The organism is Nostoc sp. UIC 10607, assembly GCF_047228265.1.
Classification (GTDB): domain Bacteria; phylum Cyanobacteriota; class Cyanobacteriia; order Cyanobacteriales; family Nostocaceae; genus Nostoc; species Nostoc foliaceum_A.
In genome coordinates this window covers 74,915-98,249 of record NZ_JBIQNW010000023.1, presented here as the reverse complement: position 1 = coordinate 98,249, position 23,335 = coordinate 74,915, and the positions used below count along the sequence as shown (strand labels likewise).

General features: G+C 41.3%; 15 protein-coding genes and 1 pseudogene. 4 read left to right on the top strand and 12 right to left on the bottom strand.

Annotated features, from left to right (window positions below; genetic code table 11):
• Positions 1–47: 47 nt before the first annotated feature.
• Together ACEYW6_RS19915 and lepB are read right to left on the bottom strand one after the other, a co-directional pair.
• Positions 48–830 carry an MOSC domain-containing protein gene (locus tag ACEYW6_RS19915; protein WP_412981105.1) on the bottom strand — a complete coding sequence of 261 codons (783 nt, stop codon included), beginning with the start codon at positions 828–830 and terminating at the stop codon, positions 48–50.
• Positions 831–1,091: 261 nt separating this feature from the next.
• On the bottom strand, positions 1,092–1,733 hold the full coding sequence (gene lepB / locus ACEYW6_RS19910; protein WP_190891854.1) for a signal peptidase I: 642 nt from the start codon (positions 1,731–1,733) through the stop codon (positions 1,092–1,094).
• 271 nt (positions 1,734–2,004) lie between these two features.
• On the opposite strand from lepB, the gene ACEYW6_RS19905 reads away from it, so the two are divergent.
• On the top strand, positions 2,005–3,324 hold the full coding sequence (locus ACEYW6_RS19905) for a dihydroorotase (RefSeq protein ID WP_412981099.1): 1,320 nt from the start codon (positions 2,005–2,007) through the stop codon (positions 3,322–3,324).
• Between the two features lie 249 nt (positions 3,325–3,573).
• On the opposite strand, the gene ACEYW6_RS19900 is transcribed toward ACEYW6_RS19905, so the two are convergent.
• A complete protein-coding gene (locus tag ACEYW6_RS19900; RefSeq protein WP_196514118.1) occupies positions 3,574–3,807 on the bottom strand; it encodes a hypothetical protein in 234 nt (77 codons plus the stop codon).
• A gap of 23 nt (positions 3,808–3,830) precedes the next feature.
• Here ACEYW6_RS19900 and ACEYW6_RS19895 point away from each other — a divergent pair, with 23 nt between their 5' ends.
• The gene (locus ACEYW6_RS19895; RefSeq protein WP_412981098.1) at positions 3,831–5,006 is read left to right on the top strand and encodes a patatin-like phospholipase family protein; all 1,176 of its coding nucleotides are present in this window, start codon (positions 3,831–3,833) and stop codon (positions 5,004–5,006) included.
• A 737-nt stretch (positions 5,007–5,743) separates the two neighbouring features.
• Here ACEYW6_RS19895 and tsaE read toward each other — a convergent pair.
• Together tsaE and ACEYW6_RS19885 are read right to left on the bottom strand one after the other, a co-directional pair.
• Complete coding sequence (gene tsaE, locus ACEYW6_RS19890; protein WP_412981097.1) at positions 5,744–6,205, bottom strand: tRNA (adenosine(37)-N6)-threonylcarbamoyltransferase complex ATPase subunit type 1 TsaE; 462 nt, start codon at positions 6,203–6,205, stop codon at positions 5,744–5,746.
• Positions 6,206–6,396: 191 nt separating this feature from the next.
• The gene (locus ACEYW6_RS19885; RefSeq protein WP_190891873.1) at positions 6,397–7,767 is read right to left on the bottom strand and encodes a gluconeogenesis factor YvcK family protein; all 1,371 of its coding nucleotides are present in this window, start codon (positions 7,765–7,767) and stop codon (positions 6,397–6,399) included.
• 174 nt (positions 7,768–7,941) lie between these two features.
• On the opposite strand from ACEYW6_RS19885, the gene ruvC reads away from it, so the two are divergent.
• Positions 7,942–8,433 carry a crossover junction endodeoxyribonuclease RuvC gene (gene ruvC, locus ACEYW6_RS19880; protein WP_412981096.1) on the top strand — a complete coding sequence of 164 codons (492 nt, stop codon included), beginning with the start codon at positions 7,942–7,944 and terminating at the stop codon, positions 8,431–8,433.
• A gap of 871 nt (positions 8,434–9,304) precedes the next feature.
• Positions 9,305–11,725, top strand: coding sequence for an NACHT domain-containing protein (locus ACEYW6_RS19875; protein ID WP_412981095.1), 2,421 nt, complete (start codon positions 9,305–9,307; stop codon positions 11,723–11,725).
• A gap of 99 nt (positions 11,726–11,824) precedes the next feature.
• Here the strand turns inward: ACEYW6_RS19875 and cruF are convergent.
• From cruF to ACEYW6_RS19840, 7 genes and pseudogenes are all read right to left on the bottom strand, one after another.
• Positions 11,825–12,716 (bottom strand): annotated as a pseudogene (gene cruF / locus ACEYW6_RS19870) (gamma-carotene 1'-hydroxylase CruF).
• Between the two features lie 253 nt (positions 12,717–12,969).
• Positions 12,970–13,155 carry a hypothetical protein gene (locus tag ACEYW6_RS19865; RefSeq protein WP_412981094.1) on the bottom strand — a complete coding sequence of 62 codons (186 nt, stop codon included), beginning with the start codon at positions 13,153–13,155 and terminating at the stop codon, positions 12,970–12,972.
• A 158-nt stretch (positions 13,156–13,313) separates the two neighbouring features.
• Positions 13,314–13,622 carry a hypothetical protein gene (locus ACEYW6_RS19860; RefSeq protein WP_412981093.1) on the bottom strand — a complete coding sequence of 103 codons (309 nt, stop codon included), beginning with the start codon at positions 13,620–13,622 and terminating at the stop codon, positions 13,314–13,316.
• Between the two features lie 474 nt (positions 13,623–14,096).
• Positions 14,097–18,329 carry a chemotaxis protein CheB gene (locus ACEYW6_RS19855; protein WP_412981092.1) on the bottom strand — a complete coding sequence of 1,411 codons (4,233 nt, stop codon included), beginning with the start codon at positions 18,327–18,329 and terminating at the stop codon, positions 14,097–14,099.
• Between the two features lie 982 nt (positions 18,330–19,311).
• Complete coding sequence (locus ACEYW6_RS19850; RefSeq protein ID WP_412981091.1) at positions 19,312–19,752, bottom strand: response regulator; 441 nt, start codon at positions 19,750–19,752, stop codon at positions 19,312–19,314.
• Positions 19,753–20,960: 1,208 nt separating this feature from the next.
• Positions 20,961–22,226 carry a lactate racemase domain-containing protein gene (locus ACEYW6_RS19845; protein ID WP_412981090.1) on the bottom strand — a complete coding sequence of 422 codons (1,266 nt, stop codon included), beginning with the start codon at positions 22,224–22,226 and terminating at the stop codon, positions 20,961–20,963.
• 2 nt (positions 22,227–22,228) lie between these two features.
• Positions 22,229–23,065, bottom strand: a complete 837-nt coding sequence (locus ACEYW6_RS19840) for an SDR family oxidoreductase (RefSeq protein WP_412981089.1) — start codon at positions 23,063–23,065, stop codon at positions 22,229–22,231.
• Between the last annotated feature and the right edge of the window lie 270 nt (positions 23,066–23,335).

The window sequence follows — 23,335 nt, the reverse complement described above, 5'->3', positions numbered from 1 at the left end:
AAGAAAATTTACTTAGGATTTTTTATTCTAAAGAAATGTTAATTTTATTATGAAAGTATGTCAATTTCATCGCCAATTTGTAAAATTTTTCCGGCTGACGATGGGGATAATTCAGTATTAACACTCAATCTATAAAAGTGATTAAAAGGCGATGAAGCAACCCAATTTGGTAAAGTTGCTTGTCGCTGGGTTACAAAAATTTTTTGAAAGTTTGGGTAAGCTTCCCCTAAGTAAGAATCGCGTGTTGGGACTATACAACGCTGACATGGTTTAACCCCAAAAAAGTCCACATCTCCTACTCGAAAGGAAACTAAATCACCTTGTTCACTAAATAGCTGATCTTCCCAAAATGCTGGTACACCATCAATCTCAATGTTGGCACGCATTCGACGGCGTATTTCATCTATATTTAAACCGGGAAACCAAGAAGTTACTTCTGCCAAAGTTGCTGTACTAATTACCGTTGGGCCAGGTGAAGACGTATCGTCAGGAAAGCCCATCAGAGAGTTTTGCCTTAATGTGACACCAAACCCCAAAAAATCACTCAAAGTTGCTTCTAAAGCTTGCCGTTCTTCATCCAGATGAAAAATTCGTTGTAAGTCGCTATCGGGTATTTGCAACGAGATCGTTCTATTTAAGAGCGCAAATTGCGCCCTTAGTAAATGGATTTTAGCATGACGCTTGCCATTGACAAATCTACCCTGTTCGTCAAAAATGGCAAACTCGCGGTCATGATGTAGTGCTCCACTAGCAAGAACTCTAGCATTCTCAACTTCAACACCATCCAGTGACTTAACTGGATACAGTAAAATCTTAGCTAGGTAAGGCATCATAGCAATTTTGAATTTTAGATTTTGCGATGACCTCCGGTCGGTCGGAGACCATCGCCTCTGGCGGGTGCTTTGCACCATCGCGTAGCAAGATCCCCGTAGGAGTATGCTTAGAGCGAGTCCGCGAACGTCTGGCTCCGCCAAAAGCTAACTGAACTTTTTAAGACAGATTTTGGATTAAAGATTGGCAATTTAGCAGTCTCCAATCTAAAATCTAATTTTTTTTTGTTACTTATCCATTTGATCAATATTGTTTTTTAATTATGGATATACTGGCGATTTATCTATTCCTCCAACATGATTTAGAGGCCAGAAACGAACTACAGCACGTCCAATAATATTCTGGCGGGGAACAACACCCCAGCAGCGGCTATCGTAACTACTGTTACGATTATCACCTAATACTAAGTATGCATCGGCTGGTATAGTCTGGGGTTTTGCCAAAAAAGGTGGCTGTGGCCCTGATTGGCAAACATCAATTACTGTACTCTGCCCAGAACTAAGGTAATTAGCTTCTGGGAGGGGTTTGTTGTTGATATATACTTTGCCATCCCTAAGTTGTATTTTTTCTCCAGGTAAGCCAATTACCCTTTTAATAAAAGCATCATGATATTGTTCTTTCTGTAGTTCTTTTGTTGGCGAAAATACTACAATATCACCCCGCTGCGGGTCAGCAAATTTATACTTCAACTTATCGACAATGATTTTGTCTGCCTCCCACTGGTTTGGCGTACCATGCAGAGTCGGTTCCATCGATCCAGAAGGAATCCAGCGTGCTTCAGCAACAAAGGTACGGATTCCCAGAGCTAGAACAATGCTCAATACAATTGTTCTACCTAGCTCTGCGATCCAAGAATTATCGGGTTGTTGACTAGAGTTGTTATCAGACACTTGATTTTGCATGAAATTACTTAACGGAAGGAAAGATGTAGGTAATTAACTCGCCTAGTGAGACTTTATCTGTTAATCTTAACGGGAAAATTTTAATTTCCTAGTCATGTTCCCATCTTGACTACTAATTTTAGATTGTGGATTTGACAGAGTTCTTCATAAATTAAAAATAAACTTTTTTTTAACGCGCGGCAAAAATTGGTTACTCTGAGCGCGAATAAGTTTAACCTAAAAGCATAGTTCTCTGTAATACATAGCTCCCTGTCTAAACAAAGTTAACCCTATGTCATCTCCACAAATTTTACTGATTCGACGTGCTCGCATAATCCTACCCAATGGTGAACTGATGATTGGGGATGTGTTGACGCGCGATCGCCAAATAGTCGAAGTTGCCCCAGAAATCTCCGAAACAGCACTAGCCACTGAAATTGACGCAGAAGGGTTAACTTTGTTGCCAGGAGTTATCGATCCGCAGGTACATTTCCGGGAACCTGGACTAGAACACAAGGAAGATTTATTTACCGCTAGCTGTGCCTGTGCTAAAGGCGGAGTCACTTCCTTTTTAGAAATGCCCAATACGCGCCCCCTAACAACGACACAGCAGGCTTTAGACGACAAGCTACAACGGGCCTCACAAAAGTCCTTGGTTAATTATGGGTTTTTTATTGGGGCAACAGCAGAGAATCTACCAGATTTGCTTTTAGCAAAGCCAACACCAGGAATTAAGATTTTCATGGGGTCGATGCATGGTCAGTTGCTAGTTGATGGCGAAACAGCCCTCTCTGCAATATTTGCCAAAGGTGATCGCTTGATTGCCGTTCATGCCGAAGACCAAGGTAGAATCAACCAACGCCGCCAAGAATTTGCCAATATTCACGATCCAGCTGTTCACTCGCAAATTCAAGATAATCAAGCGGCATTGCTGGCAACCCAACTGGCATTAAAACTTTCTCAAAAATATCACCGTCGTCTGCATATTTTGCACATGTCAACTGCCGAAGAAGCAGATTTGCTGCGTCAGGAGAAACCTAGCTGGGTAACAGCAGAGGTAACGCCACAGCATTTGTTGTTGAATACCAGTGCTTATGAGCAGATTGGTACTTTGGCACAGATGAATCCACCTTTGCGATCGCCCCACGATAACGAAGTTCTCTGGCAAGCTTTGCGCGATGGCGTGATTGATTTCATCGCTACAGATCACGCACCGCACACCTTAGAAGAAAAAGCTCAAGAATACCCTAATAGTCCTTCGGGAATGCCTGGGGTAGAAACTTCCCTAGCTTTGATGTTAACTGCGGCGATGGAAGGAAAGTGTACTATTGCCCAAGTTGTGAACTGGATGTCAAAAAATGTAGCTGTGGCTTATGGTATTCCCAATAAAGGAGCGATCGCACCTGGTTATGATGCCGATTTAGTGCTTGTAGATTTAAATACATACCGTCCAGTTCGGCGCGAAGAACTCTTAACCAAATGCCGTTGGAGTCCCTTTGAAGGCTGGAACCTTACCGGCTGGGCTACAACCACTATTGTTGGTGGTGAAATAGTTTTTGACAAAGGCCAGGTAAATACGCAAGTGCGGGGTCAAGCTTTAACTTTCTTGTAGCAAATATTTATTTAACCTTACGTAGTAGACAAAGAATTATACATCAAAGCCATACTTGAACTGGCAAGATTTTCATCTATCTAGAGTCAAGACTAGACCAATGCGGTTTGGTTAAAGCTAAAAGACGAAAATCCTTGTTTTTCCTCCTTTACCCTTTGAACCAAAGGGTATTGACTTGTCGCTGTATCAAAAATTGCAACTTGAAAGCCTGAATTTATTTATAAGTGTTTCAAGTCAAATCTTCAATAACTACTGCCTTCGCGCTATAAGATGACCTGTCCTTGGCACGGCAGTTGCTATAACGGATAGCGGCAGAGTTAGCGAGTAATCGAGTGTTGGCAACTTCTGTAACGCACTGCCTCGTCCTTGGCGGTTCGTTAAATCTTCCAGGCGGATAAGGTAGGTATTGGAACAAATCTCATGATGCTTGACCTTCATCCAAGTCATGTATTTCCCAGAAACTATGCCTGGAAATATAACCATAGAAATTATCAAGGAGAATTGCTATGACCTTCAAAATTTTAGCTTTAGACGGTGGCGGTATTCGTGGAATAGTCGCAGCACGAATACTTCAACAAGTAGAACAAGAAATTAGAAATCACGGGAAAGGAAACTTTTTACACGAGTACTTTGACTTGGTTGCAGGGACTTCTACTGGTTCAATATTAGCAGGAGGGATTGCTGTAGGGAAGGAGAGTGATGAACTCATTAAACTGTATAAAGATAGAGGTAAAGATATATTCCCGCTGGATAGAAAAGAGCGCTATAAAAACTTGCCATCCCTCATCAAATCAATTATTGATGTATTTTCAGTATCTAAATATTCTCATGATGGAATTATTAGCGTCCTCAAAGATGCATATAAATCCACAAGAATAAAGGATATTGAAAAACCTATTCTCTTGATTCTTGCTTACGATACGTTATATCGAAATACAACCTTTTTTACAAATTGTCATCCCGATTTAGGAGACAGATGGTACGATGACTGTTATTTATGGGAGATATGTACCGCTTCCGCCTCAGCTCCTACTTTTTTTCCACCATATAAATTAGAACCTGTAGATAAAGAAAAATTTGGATATTGGGAATTTCCACATATTGATGGAGGAATTTCTGCTAACAACCCTGCTCTGGCAGCTTTGAGTCTAGTGATGAGGATCAGTCAGTCTTCAGTCTCTCCAACAATCAAGCAAAAATATAAACTGGATAATCTGCGATTGGAAGATATTTCTATTCTTTCTATTGGCACAGGTCAAACTGGTGAACCATTTCAATATAAGCAAATAAGCAAATGGAGAGGCTTAGATTGGGTACAAAATCTTACTAATATCTTTATGGAACCTACATCTGAGATTGATAGTACAATTTGCCGACAAATCATGGGTGGATATGATTCTAAGCGTTACTTGCGTCTTCAGTTTGACTTAAATGAGACATTTAAACCCAAGCCAAAAGAGACTTATAAAGATCCTCGCATTGTATTACCTCCAGAAGATCGAAAAAACCGATTTACAGGAGAAAAGGTTAGTGAAGAAATAGATAACACTAATTCCGAGATTCTTCAACAGTTAATCGATACTACCTCTGCATTCATTGATCAAGGTCTTACGTACTATACCAGAGACGACTCTGGTTCTCCGATAAAAAAGGCGATCGCCTCTTTTATTAAAGATAACTAGTGCATCCACGTAGACATATTAATATCAACTAATATAGGATAAAACATCTCGTATTTCTACGATAATTCTGTAGAAATACGAGATGTTTTATTTAAATTTATTAATTTCAGTATTAATTACAGATGTGAATAGAAAAACTTATTGCTAATTAAAATTATTTAAATTAATTTTCAAACATTTGATAAATCAGTATTTTTGTGTATATATTGTGACTTTGTATTGGGTATATTAAATGTAAGGAAAAGTTAGACAACTTCTACGGAATTTGATGTTGTTTAACTTTCTTGTAATAGCTTTGGCTGCTAAGTAATCCAGATTTGTTCTCTTAATGACAGTAGAGAACAAATCGGGCAAAATTAAGCTGACTAAGTTTTGTGAAAACTCTCATTTAACCCAACAACAGTTGACATTTTCTTAATTCATACACCATCTAAATCAGTTTTTATAACTGATTATTGCAGCAATAAAGCTGCTGTTACAAAATTTTTCATTTATTTTGGGTTGAGATAACAATGTTAGTGATTTACAGTGGTGAGCGTGGTAGTGGCAGATAGAACGAGTGTGGAGTTCTCCCTCGACTGTTTGCAGACATTTTCTCGTGTTGTGCTCAATAAAGTGACATTTCTCGGACTTCAGTCGGGAGATGAGCTTAAATCGCGGCAATGACCAAATAATTACTAATTCGTAATTCGTAATTCGTAATTCGTAATTTAATTGAAGGATACAGAGGAACTTGATTAATTATTACGAATTATTTTGGCTTCGTTAATGACACAATTGAATGGTAAGAGTTCGACTTGACGAGCGCCCCCATGCCCATAAGTCAAACTCACGCTTAGATAACTATTTGGCTTGTATGGCAATCGTTCCGCCCATTCAATTGCCACAATTCCTGGTATCACCTCAAAACCTTCCCAGTAACTTTCTAAATTTAGGGCTGCAACTTCTTGTGGTTCTAAGCGATATAAATCTAGGTGGTAAAGGGGAAGACGTCCTTCCGTGTACTCATTAATCAGCGTGAAAGTCGGACTGACAATAGGTTCAGTGATTCCCAAACCCTTGCCAATACCTTGAACTAGGGTAGTTTTACCAGATCCTAAATCACCTTCTAGTAAAATTACACTTCCAGGAGTCAGGGATTCACCGAGAGCAATACCTAAGCGTAGCGTCGCCTCTGTATCTGAAAGAAACGTTTTCATAAGCTGTTACGCATTTAATTTGTACATTTACCTAATGACTTATGACTGATGACTGATGACTGATGACTGATGACTGATGACTGTTAACCGTCAACAGTTAACGACCATCAAGAGTGTTTATATACTTTAAATGCGCATCAGCTTAATTAGTCATTAGTCTAAACAAAGGACAAAGGACAAATGACTAATTTTCATCTTAAGTGATGACCTCTACCGTACCACCGCAACAACACTCGTGCTAGTTTCTGCGGATTGTGACGGACACAACCAGTTTCATCTTCATACAAAACATTCGCTGGAACAATCCTTCGCCCTAGCTGAGTTACGGCTTCTCTATCCAAGAAAACAGGATGAGAGTTTTGTTGGGCGTAGCGGATAAGTGATTGTTCCGAGGGGGATTTTTTGTGTATTAGTACAGCATCGAATAGCCGTCTTTGCCCACAAGCAGCATCAATTGCTCTGATATGATCTGCAACAGTGTAGCCTTCAGTTTCTCCTGGTTGAGTCATTATATTGCAGATATAAATACGGGGGGCATCTGTTTGAGCGATCGCATCGGCAATTTCTGGTACTAATAAATTAGGAATTAGGCTTGTATAAAGGCTACCTGGCCCAATAATAATGTAATCAGCTTCTTTAAGTGCCTTAATAGCTGCTGGTACTGCTGGAGGATTATTTGGAATGCAGCCAATTTTGACAATTTTACCGCCAGCTTTGGGAATGCTAGACTCCCCATCAATGCGGCGACCATCGGCTAATTCTGCCCAGAGGCGGACATCACTGAGAGTTGCTGGTAGTACTTGTCCCCGTACCGCTAGCACTTTAGAACTGGCTGCAACTGCTTGTTCTAAATCTCCAGTAATATCACTCATTGCCGTTAAAAACAAATTGCCAAAACTGTGCCCAGTTAACCCATCTCCAGCCCGAAAACGGTATTGAAACAATTCTGTTAACAACTTTTCTTCATCTGCTAGTGCAGCCAAACAATTGCGAATATCCCCTGGTGGTAACACTCCAAATTCTTGACGCAACCGTCCAGAAGATCCACCGTCATCGGCTACGGTGACAATAGCAGTAATATTAGCGCTGTAGGTTTTCAGTCCCCTCAACAACGTCGAAAGCCCCGTACCACCACCAATGACCACTATTTTCGGGCCTCGGTACAATCGATGATGGGCCAGTAAGACATCGATGAGTTCTTCTCCGCCTTCTGCTCTTAGTACCTTAGTAATTGAGCCTACGGTGCGAGTTTGCCCCCAAAGCACTAACAGCAAGCCGCCAAGTAGCACCAAAGGGCCACTGATATAGTTGGGTAAGATGTTGGTGATTACTCCCAGGAAACCTCTAACCAACTCGAACATCCAAAAAATTGGGGTCAGCTTAATCCAGATAGCTAACCCCAAACTCGCCAGCAGTACACCCCCAATACTGATCAATAACCAACGTTTTACCGATAGTCCAGGGGATAACCATTTGAACCACTGGTTAACCCGATAGGAAGTACGAGAACGCGACTGCTTTTGCAGGGCGTTGAGGGCTTGTCTAAGAAAACCAATTGACATACCTAATTTGGAGCAGTGCTACAAACAATAATTAACAGAAAATGTACACCACTTGGTTTAAAACACTAGGCGTGAAACTATTATATTTGTCAATCCCATTAGACTAAGAGCAAGTGGTCAAGATTGCCAGTATTCCTAGTTAAACAATACCCTGGCTTGGTAAAAGTGAATTTAATGGAAAAACGAATTTTAGGATTAGATCCAGGACTGGCAACTTTAGGATTTGGAGTAATTACCTGTACACAAGTTCCCAACAAGGTACAAGAAACTACAGTAAATATGCTGGATTTTGGGGTAATAAAAACGTCAGCAGATGTAGAAATGGGACAGCGCCTATGTACCTTATTCGATGATTTACACACCGTAATGGAGGAATTTAAACCAGATTTAGTGGCGATCGAGAAACTATTCTTCTATCGTATGTCAAGTACAATCCTGGTTGCACAGGCGCGGGGTGTACTCATTTTGGTATTGGGCCAGCGTCGTCTTCCCTATGTAGAGTTTACTCCTGCTCAAATTAAGCAAGCTTTAACGGGGTATGGCAATGCTGATAAGTCGGAAGTGCAAGAGGCGGTGGCGCGGGAGTTGGATTTAGATGAAATTCCTAGGCCGGATGATGCTGCGGATGCTTTAGCGGTGGCTTTGACGGCTTCTTATCAGCTGTAGGTGTGTATGCAAATAATAAAGTTCTTAAGTGAGTATACATTCGTCAGAATCCCTGATTGATTCTGACCCGGCACTGATGGTTTTGCACCAAATTTTCAATTTGGTGTGGTGTTTCACCATTTATTCAGCATTCGACGAGCGCTCACGCCGAAGTCCACCATTCGCATGGAATTCAATTTCTTATTCTGGCGAAGTCGCGCATGTATTCTTTCTTGTTAATAAGAATTTTGCTTAATAAGTAGGCTTGATAAGAAAACGCTGTAACTATTGAAATCAAGAAAAAAAATCTTATGCTTAGATGCGTTTTCCTTAATAAGACATCTTTGAGCTAATTATGTTTAAAAAGGCAGTTATAAACACCAGAAAAAGACTAGTACCGCAAGGTAAAAGTCAAAAATAAAAAATCAAAAGTATTATAGTATAAACTTTTTAGGGATTTTAAATGGTTACTCTATTTACGCCGTGGCGTACTAGATTCTTAAGTCCTCTGTCGCTAGGTAAACTCTCTAAATCATCAGATTGATGCTAAGTTATTTAAACATTAATGCTAACAAGCTAACTTTATACACAAGCTTACAGAAGTGATATAATAATTGTGAGCACTCAATCGTACATAAACTTTAGACTTGCCGCAGCACTAGAGCTAGTAGATATACAAAAACTTTCCATAGCCCCAAACACAAAGTTACAAAATATACTGTGATCAACCAAATTATACTGGCATTAATGCAATGACAGGATATTGGCTGAAGATGCTTTAAATAAATCATTAGCATTTAAAAATAACTAATTAGGTTTCTAAGTATTTCCGAAACTGTATGTTGCAATAATGTCAACTTGAAGAATTCTTATTTGATATGTGTAAGCTTCTATGGTAAAGCGATCGCTCGAAGCATCCCTCGCCGGGATTCAACAAGCTAAAAAAGCGTTCGCTCATAAGGGGTGGACACAAGACAATTTGGCTTTTGAAGTTAACTTAAAGACTCGCCAACCAATTTGGCGGTTTTTTACTGGGCGTTCGGTTGACCGTCATATCTTTATAGAAATTTGTTCTGTGTTGTCGTTGAATTGGCGGGAGATTGCGGCTAATCCTCCAGAAGAATTCCCTGAATCAAAAGAACTTGCTGCTGCTGAATTTTTGGATATTGATGCTTTAGTACAATTTGTGCGATCGCAACGCTTTGACAAAATTCAAGACCAGTGCAGCACTTTGCAGTTATTAGATGTTAGTCGCCCTGTTAGAATCGATGACATTTACATAGATGTCAACATTTTGGAGGAGATTGCAAGCCTTCAGTGGTTAGAGTTTGCTGACTTGCAAAAGTTTACATCAAAAGAATTCGATCGCTTTGGTTTAGGTGAAGTATCCCAGACACAAATGGCGGGGATCACGGCAGTTCAAACTTACTCAAAGCTGCGGGTGTTGGGTAAACCAGGAGCAGGTAAAACCACTTTTTTACAACATCTGGCGATTCAATGCAACCGAGGGAAATTTGCAGCAAATCGGGTTCCTATTTTTGTCACCTTAAGAGATTTTGCTGACGAAACGAGAGTTGCAAGAGAGTTCAATTTAATCAACTATATTTGCAAGGAATTCCTTACCTGTGGAATTGCAGATCCATCTGTGCTGGAAACTTTGTTGTTAGAGGGCAGAGTGTTGCTGTTGCTGGATGGATTAGATGAAGTACTCCATCAAGAAAAAAAGGGTGTCGCCAATGAGATTCGCAGATTCTCTGAAAAGTATCAAAAGAATATGTTTGTCGTCACCTGCCGCACGGCGGCTAAAGCTTTCATCCTTAGACGCTTTACAGATGTTGAAATTGCCCCATTTAGTCAAGACCAAATTGTTGCTTTTGCTCAGAAGTGGTTTACAGCACTTACAAAAACGAACATCCAGAATAAACAAGAACAGGCAATTGAGTTTATTAAGAAACTAGATTTACCGGAAAACTTACAATTTCGTAGACTTGCCGTCTCCCCCTTGTTTTTACATCTCGCCTGCTGGGTTTTTCATCACCAGAACAAATTCCCAAACCAAAAAATTGCGTTTTATAAGCAATGTTTAGACCTCCTCCTGGGCAAATGGGATGAAACCAAAGCAATTGAACGGGATGAAGTGTACGAAGGTTTCTTATTATCACAAAATCTGAAGTTGCTGAGTCAGGTTGCTAGCGCGACATTTGACCAGGGTAATTACTTTTTTGAACAACGCATTGTTGAACAATACATTAGCGATTATATCTGTGATTTACCGAATGCTTCGACGGAACCAGAGGAATTGCAATTAGATAGTGAAGGGGTACTTCAGGCAATAGAGTTACAACATGGATTACTAGCAGAACGAGTGCGGGGGATTTTCTCTTTCTCTTATTTGACGTTTCAAGAATACCTGACTGCTCGAAAAATCGTTGCCAGTTATAATTTACAAGCATTAGAACGACCGTTAGAACGTCTGGTGAGTCATATTACTGAACCCAGGTGGCGCGAAATCTTTTTGTTAACGGTTGCCATGCTGCGGAGTGCAGATTTCTTAGTACTGTTGATGAAGCAAGAAGTTGATGCGCTAGTGGCTGAAGATACATATTTACAAAAATTTTTAACTTGGGCAAGTCAGCCCCTTCTCTACGGGACGCTGCGCGAACGGGGAAGTCAAAAGTCAAAAGTCAAAAGTCAAAAGTCTCTTGCCGCTCCTCAGCCTGCTGTAATTCGGGCGTTTTATTTTGCCCTGGCTAGAACTCCTCACCTGATCTCGCACTTTGCTCTTGTCTGCATCCTTGATCAGGATATTTTTTTGGATGCGGCATTAGATAACCTAGTAATGGAATGCAAATCTAATTTTGCCGATGCCTATGCCTGCGACGATGCTTTGAGTTATGCTTTAGCGATCACTCAAGATGCTGGCTTACATCAAGCTTTACAACAACTTAAAGACCTACTGCCCGATCAAGAACAAAGTAGAGAAAGGTTTCAGACATGGTGGCAAACAAGTTATCCTGCTTGGATGGAACAGTTAAAAACTGCGATCGCCAAGCATCGAAACATTGAGCATCACTGGCACTTCAGCCCACAGCAACAGCAAGTATTGCAACAATATTACGATGCCAATCAGTTGCTTCTCGATTGCCTCAATAGCAACTGTGAGGTAACAGGCGTTGTGCGCCAGGAGATTGAAGCTAGTTTGTTGTTGCCGAGAAAAGAACTCTCCAAGCAGGAATGGCAGGGGGCATGGGGGAGTGAGGGAGTGAGGGAGATGAGGGGACAAGGGAGACAAGGGGACAAACAAAACTCCTAACTCTTAACTCCTAACTCAGCACTCCTAATGCCCAATGCCCTTTCATTTCGCTGTAACTTTGACCCTAGCTACAGAGATTTCTGGTGGTTCAATGGGAACTTAGACAGGTGTAGGTGAGCCTTTCAACCACAGCAGCACTGCGGGTGTGACACCCAGCAACAAGCCTAGCAACACGGGTACAAAGAATCCAGCTGTTAAGCTCATGACTGTAGCGAAACCAAAATTACTTAAATAAACTGCAAAAGGTATATTAAGTTGCGTTGGCAAAGCCCACCGCAGGTATCGCTCCCAGTTAATTGGATTATTTCTCCACAACAGTGCAGTCACAGTCATAAATACTGAGCTAGTACCCAGCCACCCCGCAAAATTTTGGTAAGGCATTCCAAAGAAGGGGCCTGGTTGTTGCCAATACCAAAAGGGTAGAGAAGTTTGACTCATTGCAGGATCGAGAACAAAATCCCAGGAAGTTAGTAATAAAGCACCCAAAGCGGTAAGCGAAGCCATGCCGTAGGCTTATCGCACTTATATGCCGCCACAAGTTGGGTTTTTTGTCCACTTCTAAACCTGCACGTGCCAGCAGGTAAGAAACAAATCCCAAATAAAACCACGACAAGGGAATTGTAAATGGGACTAAACCCGCAATCTTATAACCTAAACCGCTTAAGTAACTATAATGACCAAATGGAAAACCAGTACTGGTTCCTAGTAATTCACTTCCTAGAGAAATAAATACTGATGGCAACAGAAATGCTAAGGCACGACCTAAACCCAAAATCCTCGTGGCATACAAGAAAACACCTGCCGCGCCTAAAATCATATAAACTACACCGCCTCCTGCCATACTCCATTGGATGGCAGTTTGTGCAACCTCGGATAAGTTAAAAATTACTTGGGAATTAGGTATAACCAGTAGTATTCCTACCAATCCAAATACTGTTGACACGATATGACCAATGAGGCTTACGCGTTCAGCAATAATAAGTTGTCTCATGGTAATTCCTTTTTACTCGCTGCTAATGAAGCGCTATGCATCCTAGCCATTGGTTAAAAATCTCCTAGCATTTATTAGGAACTGGTACTTGATTTATACTCAGCTAAAATGAGCATTAATGATCTTGAAGTCTTGCTATAATTGTTTGTCAAAATTGGATTTTGGGATAACTTAATCTTAGGAGTAACTATAAGTTTTGAAGTCTTTGATTTGTTTGACTAAATCAGAGTTGTCTTGCTGCATGAAGCTTCCCCTACTGTTCTGCTAGTACTCTGATTTCATAAAGTTCTCGCTGAATAAAATTGGATGTAAACATCAAGTGCTTACCACTACTGTTTACAAAGAAGAATCTCTGATTACGAGATTGATGGCTAAATTTGATTTGTTCCCCTCGGCAAGAGTAGATTTTACCCCGAATTAAATCGGTAGATTTAAACATTTTCCACCTCCTCATCCTCCTTATCAAAAACATACTTACAGCAGAATTCAGAAGTCATACCATTTCAAAAAAATAATGAAACAGATACAAACCCTGAAACTCAGACTACGTAATATTTCCTTGATTACGAATTACGAATTACGAATTACGAATTGGTATCAGAATTGGCTACGCCCCACTGCGCTAACAGAAGTAAAACAGCCTTCATGCTGGGGTTTGAGACTTAGATTGTTTACTTCACCAGCTTGAAATTCGCTGTATGTCGTAAGTAAATCTGCCTCGGTAAGGAGTATCATCGTTTCTGCACCAACTCTGCCAAAGTCAGGCTCTAGCCCTAATGCCATCTCAATGAGATACATCCATCTGCCATATTCAGGTGTGTAGCTGCGTACAATCCCTTCTCCACCAACAAAGCTCACCCATTGGGTATTGCGAAACTTAGGCCTCCTCATGAAGGTTGCAGTCATGCGTAAGATTCCTCTAATTAATAGTTGATACCTTCTGTTTTATTAAAAAAAATCAAATATACTCTGTATCTTTTTAAGTAAAAATGTTAAGATATAACCTGTACCTTTGGAATGTTTTAGGTGGAGAATATACAATTTATACGTAATTAAAACGTTTATTCAAACATTTGATATGGCAATTCTAAATCATCCGTTAAAAATTAAAGAAAAATTAGATCCCCGACTTCTCAAAGAAGTCGAGGATCTGGACACCGGACATTTTTTACTTTTTCATAATTAAAATTAACGTGAGTTCGACAAGTATTATTTGACCTCTCCCCCAACCCCTCTCCGACACGGAGAGGGGAGCAAAAGCTGAATTTTTCGCTACTCCTCCCTTTCCGTTTCGGAGAGGGAGGCTGGGAGGGAGAGGTTCGTTGAACTCACGTTAAAATTAGTTGCTCTGTACCTCAATTACGAATTACGAATTACGAATTACGAATTATCTGTGCCTCGTCCACTCAAATTTGCAATCATCAATACCAATTTAGTAAGCTCAATCGGTTTAGCTAGATGCATTTGGAAACCAGCATCAATTGCCCTTTGCCGCTCTTGTTCGGTGGCATAGGCAGTGATTGCTGCTGCTGGAATTTGTCCCCCAGCTTCAGCTTCAAGCGCTCTCACCTGACGAATCAGGGAAAAACCATCCTCCTCTGGCATCCCAATATCTGCTAAAAGCACATCATATTTGCCAGGAGATTCAGTTAAAGCAGCGATCGCTTCCCTTGTCGATGTCACAATTACTACTTCAGCCCCAAACTCTTCTAACATCCACTTCATCAGATCGCGGCTATCCGCTTGATCGTCTACAGCCAAGATGCATAACCCTTCAAGGGTAAGGGGTGGATTTTTACCATCTAATGTGTGCTGAGTCTCTGACAAAATGCTCGGCTCTAAATAAGTTGGCGGTGTAATCTCCGGTGGCATTAAGCGCAGAGGTAGCCTGACAATGATCGTGCTTCCTAGTCCCTCGCCTGGACTTTGCGCTTGAACTGTTCCACCATGAAGTTCTATCAGATGACGGACGATTGACAAGCCTAATCCAAGTCCCTGACTTGTTTTACTGCTGCTGGAATCTCCTTGGCGGAAGCGATCGAAAACATAAGGCAGCAAGTCTTCTCGGATGCCAATTCCTGTGTCGCTGACTCGAAGTTCAGCGTGAGTAGATCCAGCTTCGAGCATAATTCCCACTCGCCCACCGGCTGGAGTGAACTTAATGGCGTTAGAAAGTAAATTCCACAGAACTTGCTGTAAACGGTCAAAATCTCCGACAATCGTCGCCGAATTCAACTGTGAAACAATTTCAATGCTTTTCGCCTCTGCGGAAAATTGGATAGACTCAATGGCGGCATCCACTACTGAAGCTAGATCGATTAGACGAGTATTTAAATGAAGCTTGCCACTCGTAATTCGTGAGACATCCAGCATATCATCGATTAACTGACCTTGCACCTTAGCACTCCGCTCCACCACTTCCCAGGCACGAATGACTGCTTCTGAATCTAAATTGCGGGTGCGGAAAAGTTGCGCCCAGCCCAGTATAGTATTGAGCGGGTTACGAAGTTCATGGGAGAGGTTCGACAGGAATTCATCTTTGGCTCGGTTGGCAATTTCCGCCTGTTGACGGGCTGACTGCTCTTGTTCTAGTAGCTTAGATCGCTCTAACTCTAACTGTTTGCGATCGCTAATATCTTCAATCGCCAGCAAAATCATTTGAGCCTCTCCCTGTTCAATAATTTTCCAACCATTGAGCAGCATGGTTTTCTCCCCAATCCGCTCAAAACTATGCTCTACTTCCCAGTTGTTAATACTGGTATCGTTGGCAAGAATGTCTTCTAAGAGCGATCGCAGTCCGGGCAGGTTCCATTGACCGTTCCCTAGTTCAAAAATCAGAGATTGCGCTGTCTCTGATGGTGAAACCTGAAATGTTTCATAAAACGAGCGATTGGCTTTGTTCACCCGGAAATCAGAATCAAGGACGATTAACGGCACTTGTACCGTCTCCACAATTGCTTCAGCGTAATTCCGGGCTTGTTCTAAGGTTGCGGCACTGCGTTTAAGAACATCAATATCTATTAACACCAACACTACACCGTCAATCTTGTTTTCTGTAGTGCGATAAGGACGGATGCGGAGGTTGTACCAATGTCCCCCTAGAGTTTGGACTTCTAATTCTTTGATGCTGAGTGTGTCAAGAACCTCCAAAATTAGAGTTTCTAACTCAGGAACATCGAGATTTGCTCTGATGTCGCTCAAAGGTCGTCCAGCATCGGTGGGAATCAAATTGAAAAGTCGCTGCGCCATTGGCGTAAAACGTCGAATGCGTAAGTCCAAAGTCAATATCAAAATGGGAATATTAATACTGGCAAGTAAATTCGTGAGATCGTTGTTGACTTGGTGTAATTCCAGATTTCGACTACGAAGTTCTTCATTAGTGGTGTTGAGTTCTTCGTTGGTTGCCTGAATCTCTTCTTTGGCTGTTTCTAGCTCCTCATTGGTGCTTTGCAACTCTTCATTACTAGAGAGGATTTCTTCATTGGCAACTTTCAGGTCTTGATTGATATGCTCCTGCTCTTGGATCACCGCTTGTAGATATTCTTGAGTTGCAGCCCGCTCTTTGATGGCGGTTGCAAGTTCAAGCCTGAGCCGAACAATCTCCTGCGCTAAGTCTGACTGCTCTTCGCTCTCAGGATTTACTGTGCTGGGGTTGTTAATTGTGGGTGGGACTGATTCAAATAAAACCAGAAAGTAGAGTTCTTCGCCAGTCCCAGGGTTGAATGGAATCACCTCAAGATTGATGATTTTTGCAAGATCGCCCTCTTCAATTCGTAACCCTTCTCTTCTAACTAGAATTTTTTGCCGTTGTGCCTGATAAATTGTGGCGCGTAGCTCGATGAGCAAACCCTCGCGCACCATTTTGAATAAGTTAAGACTCGGTTTCCCCGGTACAAGTTTGAGGTAGAGATCGATTTCTCCCCGAAATTGCAGCACGTCCATCTTGTCGTTGATCACCACACCCACTGGCGCATAGCGATTCAAGATTAGTTGGTCAGTTTTTTTCTCTAAATCAAACTCATCCGATGGATTCTCATCGGTCGGCTTTGATTCGTCTACTTTTACTATCGGATAATTGCTGGTAATGAACGAAAAAGTTGGACGAATTGCAGTTAGCTTTTTGGTATAGATTTTATACTTTTTGTCAATCTGAATAAACAAGTCCGAATATTTACCTGTGCTTTCTGAAGTCCCTAGCAGCAAGAAGCCAGTCGGATTAAGACTGTAATGAAAGATGGGCAATATCCGTTTTTGCAACGTTTCGTCCAAGTAAATCAGTACATTCCGGCAGCTAATTAAATCTAAGTTAGAAAAAGGAGGATCACTGCCCAAGTCTTGCCTAGCAAACACACACAGTTCGCGGACAGCTTTGCTAATTTGATATCCACCGCCCTCAAGGGCATTAAAAAATCTGCGGCGGCTCTCTGGTGAGACTTCCACCATTTGATTCTCTGCATAAATACCCGATCTCGCTTTGTCAATCGCTATCTCGCTGATGTCTGTGGCAAAAATTTGGATCGGCGGCGAGGTTACTTTATTTGACAAAAACTCCAGCAAGGAGATAGCGATGGAATACACTTCTTCACCTGTCGAACACCCAGCTACCCAAATCCGAATCGGCAACTCTGCTGATTTGTTTTGGATGATGGTAGGAAAGACTCGCTCTTTCAACACTTCAAATGCTTCGGGATCGCGGAAAAAATGGGTGACGTGGATCAGAATTTCTTCATACAGCGCCTTGACTTCACCCGGATTCTTTTGCAAATACTCGGCATAATCCTCCAAGCGTTGTAGTTTATACAACAGCATTCGCCTCTGGATTCGGCGATCGAGGGTGTTGGGCTTGTAGTGGCTGAAGTCAACGCCAGTTTGCGATCGCAATAATACAAATATAGCCGCCAGGGCATCTCCCTGTTCGGGCAACTTCTCAACTGCCATCCGTGGCAAAGAGTTAGAAATAAAAGGATTGCGACTGAGGTTTACCAGTTCCTCGGCGATTTTTTGCGGCGGTAGCACAAAATCCACATTCCCGGTAGCAACAGCAGTATTGGGCATACTATCGAATTTTGCCGTGTCTTCACACTGAGCAAAAGTCACGCCTCCAGCTGCCTTGATTGCCTTTAACCCTAGTGAACCGTCTCCATCTGCTCCAGATAAAACTACTGCGATCGCTTTGTGCCCTCGATCTGCTGCTAATGAAGTAAAGAACGCATCAGCAGGCATATATTTACCATGAACTTTCTCTCGCGGCGTGAGTTGCAACACCCCACTACACAACATCATCTTAGTGTTAGGCGGAATAATGTAGACGTTGTTAGGTTCCACAGTTACGCCGTCTCGCACTTCATTGACGGGCATTTTAGTTGTTCTTCCTAGAATCTCGCTCAACAGACTCTTGTGATTAGGATCTAAGTGTTGAATCAGCACAAATGCCATCCCTGTATCGGTAAGCAAATGTTTGAGTACCTGCGTAAATGCCTCTAATCCACCCGCAGAAGCAGCAATGCCAACGATGGGAAATAAAGCATCTTTATTGTCTTGTTGCTCTACGTCGAACACTTCATTAGCGGTAGATTCAGATATAGGTTGTTCAGAGGGTTGATCGGATGTCATAGGATGAAGTCTAGCACCGCAATGGTTTGGCAGATCAGGTTGATATTTTAGGTCAGTTTACTTACTTGCCTTGTATTTAATAAATAATAGTTTGAGTACAAATTAAATAAGTTAAGGTCTATTTGATTAATTAAGCTCTCAAATCATCCCTAGTTCTCATTTTTTCAATTTTGCCTTATGAGGATGTTTGAAAAGTTTTGGGCGATTGGAAATCGCGGCTATACAAGCAAAGTCCGCCTGCGCGGACTAACACAAAATCAAGCTTCTTAACCCACGTAGGTGGGTTTGGTCTGTGTAGCCGCGACTTCTAGTTGCCAGGGCAAGTAATAATTTAGACTTTTCAAACAACCTCTTAGCGTCAAGAAAAGAGTAAAAGCGGCAGTTCTTGCTGGGGGCAAGCAAAAGAACCCCATAAATAAATTTAGGCTTGCTGAAAACTTGGATGTATTATTTCTCACAAAGTGAGCATCTCATAACTTGCTTTCAAACTCAAATATCTGGAAGTTTGACAATTTTATATTTTATTTAATATCCACAACAGATAAATTATAAACAATTTAAGCTACTAAATCCAATTCAGTGCCAAGAAATAAGAAGCTAGAATAAATCCAATACCAATAATTCCGCTACTCAAAAGCAAAACTAATTGAGTTAAAATGCACATTTTATAACTCATAAAATTAATACTGTCGTTTATCAAGTTCATTAGTGTCATTTCAAAAATAATCATTTTCACCAATAAATGACCATATTATTACTTGCTTGTCCAAACTTAAATTAATATAGCAATTAAATTTGATTTCTGAAATTATTTGCATGGTGTGCGTTCGCAAAGCGTCTTGCAGAGAAATGCGATAGGAAGGCAACAGGTAATACGTAATAAGCAATAGGCAACAGTTAAGAAACTTTTTTAAGTTATACTGAATTTTTTCACGCAATCAAATATGAGTCCTATATATCTAAGAATATTAATTAGAGCTACTTAGCATGAAGATGAAGTTGGATTATTAGCAATTGCTAAAATGCCAAGCACCGCAACAAAATCATCAATAACTACGGGTTTAGCAAAGCATAAACTAAACCCAGCTAAAAGTGCATGTTGATACATATCTTCTGTTACAGTGCCTGTTAGAGCGATCGCTGGTACTACTTTGCCTCGCTCTCCCGTAAGTGTTCTCACTTGGTGAATCAGAGCATAGCCATCCTCATTTGGCGAGGAAATATCACTCAAGAGGACATCAGGTTGCCATTGCATAAATATTTCCAGAGCTTGCTCTCCTAAAAATGCTGCTTGCACTTTCACACCATAGGATTGCAACATCGGCGTGAACGAATTACAGAAATTGACATCATCATCTACAAGGAGCACTCGTAGCCCTTGTAGAGATGAAGGATTAGTAGGAAATTTATTATTTATATACATCAAAGTTTCAAAATTGAGGTTTTCTTGAGCTTTGGAATATCCTTAAGCAGTACATTTATTGTGTTTGCTTGGAATTCAGTAAAAGTCTCATCAGTATGCATAAAAACAGTGAACTGGCTATTAACCTTGAAGAAGAAACTCTTGTACAAGAGGCAGGGGGATTGAAATTGGATAATTTATTTTTTTAAGCTCCATTAAATACACGATATTTTACAGCAGCATTGCCAAAATTAACTATTTATTTGACTCGGCAAACATAATTTTATTAACAATTTTCACTTTAACATCCTATTGTGATAACTCATGTTTGAATAAATGTTTGAATAGTGTATAAGTTGTATGAATTGTATAAAATTAGCAATAAATTTTATGAGAAACAACAATTAAATAGTTCTCATATTCGTAACTACTGCTATCAATATTATTTATGTCTAATAAAGTAGAATTTATCTACCTTTTGGTAGTAGTTAAAATAGCTTCTAACAATACATAATTGCTTCTTTTTGATAAGCGCAGTCCTAATCGTGAAATTTGCACCTGCAACTTCGCTTTCGAGGATAATATCGAACCCCTGGATAATTCATCCTGGAATAGCTCATACCAATTTGCAATTTGCAATGGGCTTTTCTGCGAGACGCTCCGCGTTGGCGAAAGCCTCTCGTAGAGAAAGCGCTAGCCTCTCCTTTTGGGAGAAGACTGCGCTGGCTCCCTTTAAAAAGGCTACGGTGTACACACAAGTGCTTTCATTCAGAACACAAGTGCTTTCATTCAGAACACAAGTGCTTTCATTCAGAACACAAGTGCTTTCGTTCAGAACACAAGTGCTTTCATTCAGAACACGAGGGTTTTCGTTCAGAACACGAGGGCTTTCGTTCAGAACACGAGGGCTTTCGTTCAGAACACGAGGGCTTTCGTTCAGAACACAAGGGCTTTCGTTCAGAACACAAGGGCTTTCGTTCAGAACATGAGTCTTTTTTGAGCTTTTAAGGGAATGAAACAGCTCTACCCTTTTCAAGGGGGATTTAGGGGGATCTAAAACTTTTGATACCGACAATAGGATTTTTTAAACATCCTCTTAGAGACAATCATGCCTCAAGCTCAACATCAGCACTCGCTACAATGTTCATATTCTCCCAAGATTTTAGCGATCGCTAGGGATTGGGTTATGAAGAGCTAGCAAAAATCTGTGCCATCTCTAAATCGACGGCTTACTTATCATTGGCAAGACGGTATAGTATCTCGCCAGCCTTTGGCACAAGTAAGATACCTTCATCCTCACGGTTAGACCATTCAGTGGGTCGAATGGTAGCCGGATTGCGATAGTTCAAGTTATGAGCAGCACAGCGTTCAGCAGAAATGCCAGTAGCTAGAGTGACGCGAATCCGCGCTTGTTCTCCTTCTATAGGATCAAAAGTACCCATACCTTTTAAGTGAGTACTATGGGCCAATACTCCACCGGGATAGGCTTGAAATTTATCCCACTGTTTAAGGAAATAATCCCGCACATGATAGCCAATTTGCGACAGGATTTCGCCGTGTGTATAACTAAACTCGGTAATGTGAGGAGCATATATAATTACTTCGCCTCCGTCAGCCACTACTGGTTCTAATTTGTACATTCCTTTCGCTGCTGTCCAAATGTCGTCATACATTTGGGGCATTACTGAAAGCACTTGTTTAAAAGGCTGATCTACATATTTAATATGCAGTTTGGCCGATAATTTTGCAGCGGCTTCCCAGGCTGACTCTGGTTTATCTATATAAAGTCCAGCTAGCTGATTCGTTTTTGGTGCGACTACCATCGCCAAACAAAGCTTAGGGGTAGAAATCAGGGTAGCGGCTCGGTTAATCAAGCGCCGAACTGGTGTTATTCCCGGTGTACCAATAATTTCGTAACAGGTGATTAAAGCACCTAACCAGTGTGATACATCAATTACTTCCTGACCACCAATGCCAGGAAAAAAGTATTTATTTCCGCCAGAGAAACCGACAACTTCGTGGGGAAAGACCGGGCCGCAAATCATTATTAAATCGTACTCTGTTACAAGCTTGTTAACACGCACATCAACTGCCTGATGTAGTATTCCACCGCTAATCTCTGCTATTTCATTTGCTGAAATTACTCCACAAGAAATAAAAGTATCTGGCTCATTCCAAAGGTGGTTAAAGATGCGAACTTTTTTAAAGGTTGTCTCTCGCTCCTCCTGTGTCACCCCTACCAAGTGATTAATTTGTTCCTGGCTCATAGGATTATGTGTACCCAGAGCGATCAAAAAATCCAGAGCCGCTACCCTTTTACTCAACTCCTGATGAAGCAATCGAAACATTTGGGGGATGGGAGCAGTGCGGGTACCATCTGGAATTAACACTAGGATACGCTGTCCATCTAACTTCGGGTCTGCCAAAGTTTGATGAACTAGCCCGGAAACTTGCTCGTGTGAAAGTGTCCCATTAGTTACAGCCAGTGAATACATAATTAAACTCCACTGTAGATACTAAATCCACCATCTACTGGCACAACTACCCCGTTGACGAAACTAGAACCAGAACTGCATAACCAGATTAAGGTGCTGAGTAATTCATCTGGTTTTCCAAAACGTCCGGCGGGGGTATGGTCGATAATTTTTTGTCCGCGCATGGTCAAACTGCCATCTGCATTTAGGAGTAAATCTCGATTTTGTTCTCCAATAAAGAAACCTGGTGCGATCGCATTTACTCGCAGCCCGTCTCCATACTTTTGGGCGAGTTCGACGGCTAACCAACGAGTAAAGTTATCTATCCCGGCTTTAGCGGCTGAGTAGCCAACCACGCGGCTGATCGCTCGAATGGCAGACATAGAAGAAATATTGACAATACAACCATAGGGCTGATTTCTTTCGACCATTGCTTGACCAAAAACTTGGCTGGGTAGTAGAGTACCGAGTAAGTTTAGGCTGACTACTTCCTCAAAAGCAACGCGAGGCATATCAAAAATAGTGGCATCAGGGGTAATTGTGGCAGCAGGAATATTACCGCCGGCCATGTTTACCAAGATGTCTATCTGATCCCAACGCTGTATAATGGCTTCCCTAGCAATTTCTAGTTGGGAGCGATCGCTAACATCTGCAAGCACAGCCATACTTTCTCCACCGTTAGCGGTAATCTCAGCCACTACTGTACCCGTTCGTGCTTCATTGCGACCCAAAACCGCGACTCGCGCTCCAGCAAGGGCCAAACCCCTTGCCATAGCCCCACCAAGTACACCAGAACCGCCTGTGATGACTGCTACCTGCTCTTTTAGGCTAAAAAGTTTATTTAAAATATAGTCTGACATCTTATTTCAATTCGTAATTCGTAATTCGTAATTCGTAATTAAAAAAATCAATATTAGGGCTAGCCCTTTCAAGGTGGGTAAAAAGTTTGGTTAATAAATTCCTGTTTGAGCTATTTACTCTGTGTCCTCTGCACCTCTGTGGTTAAATAAATTACTTTTAAACCGCAGAGGCGCAGAGAGCGCTGAGAAAAAACAAGAGATTTGATGAGTCACGTTGAAAGAGCTAATTGTAATAGCTTGATTTGGGAGAATTAGTATTAGTCCCAATAC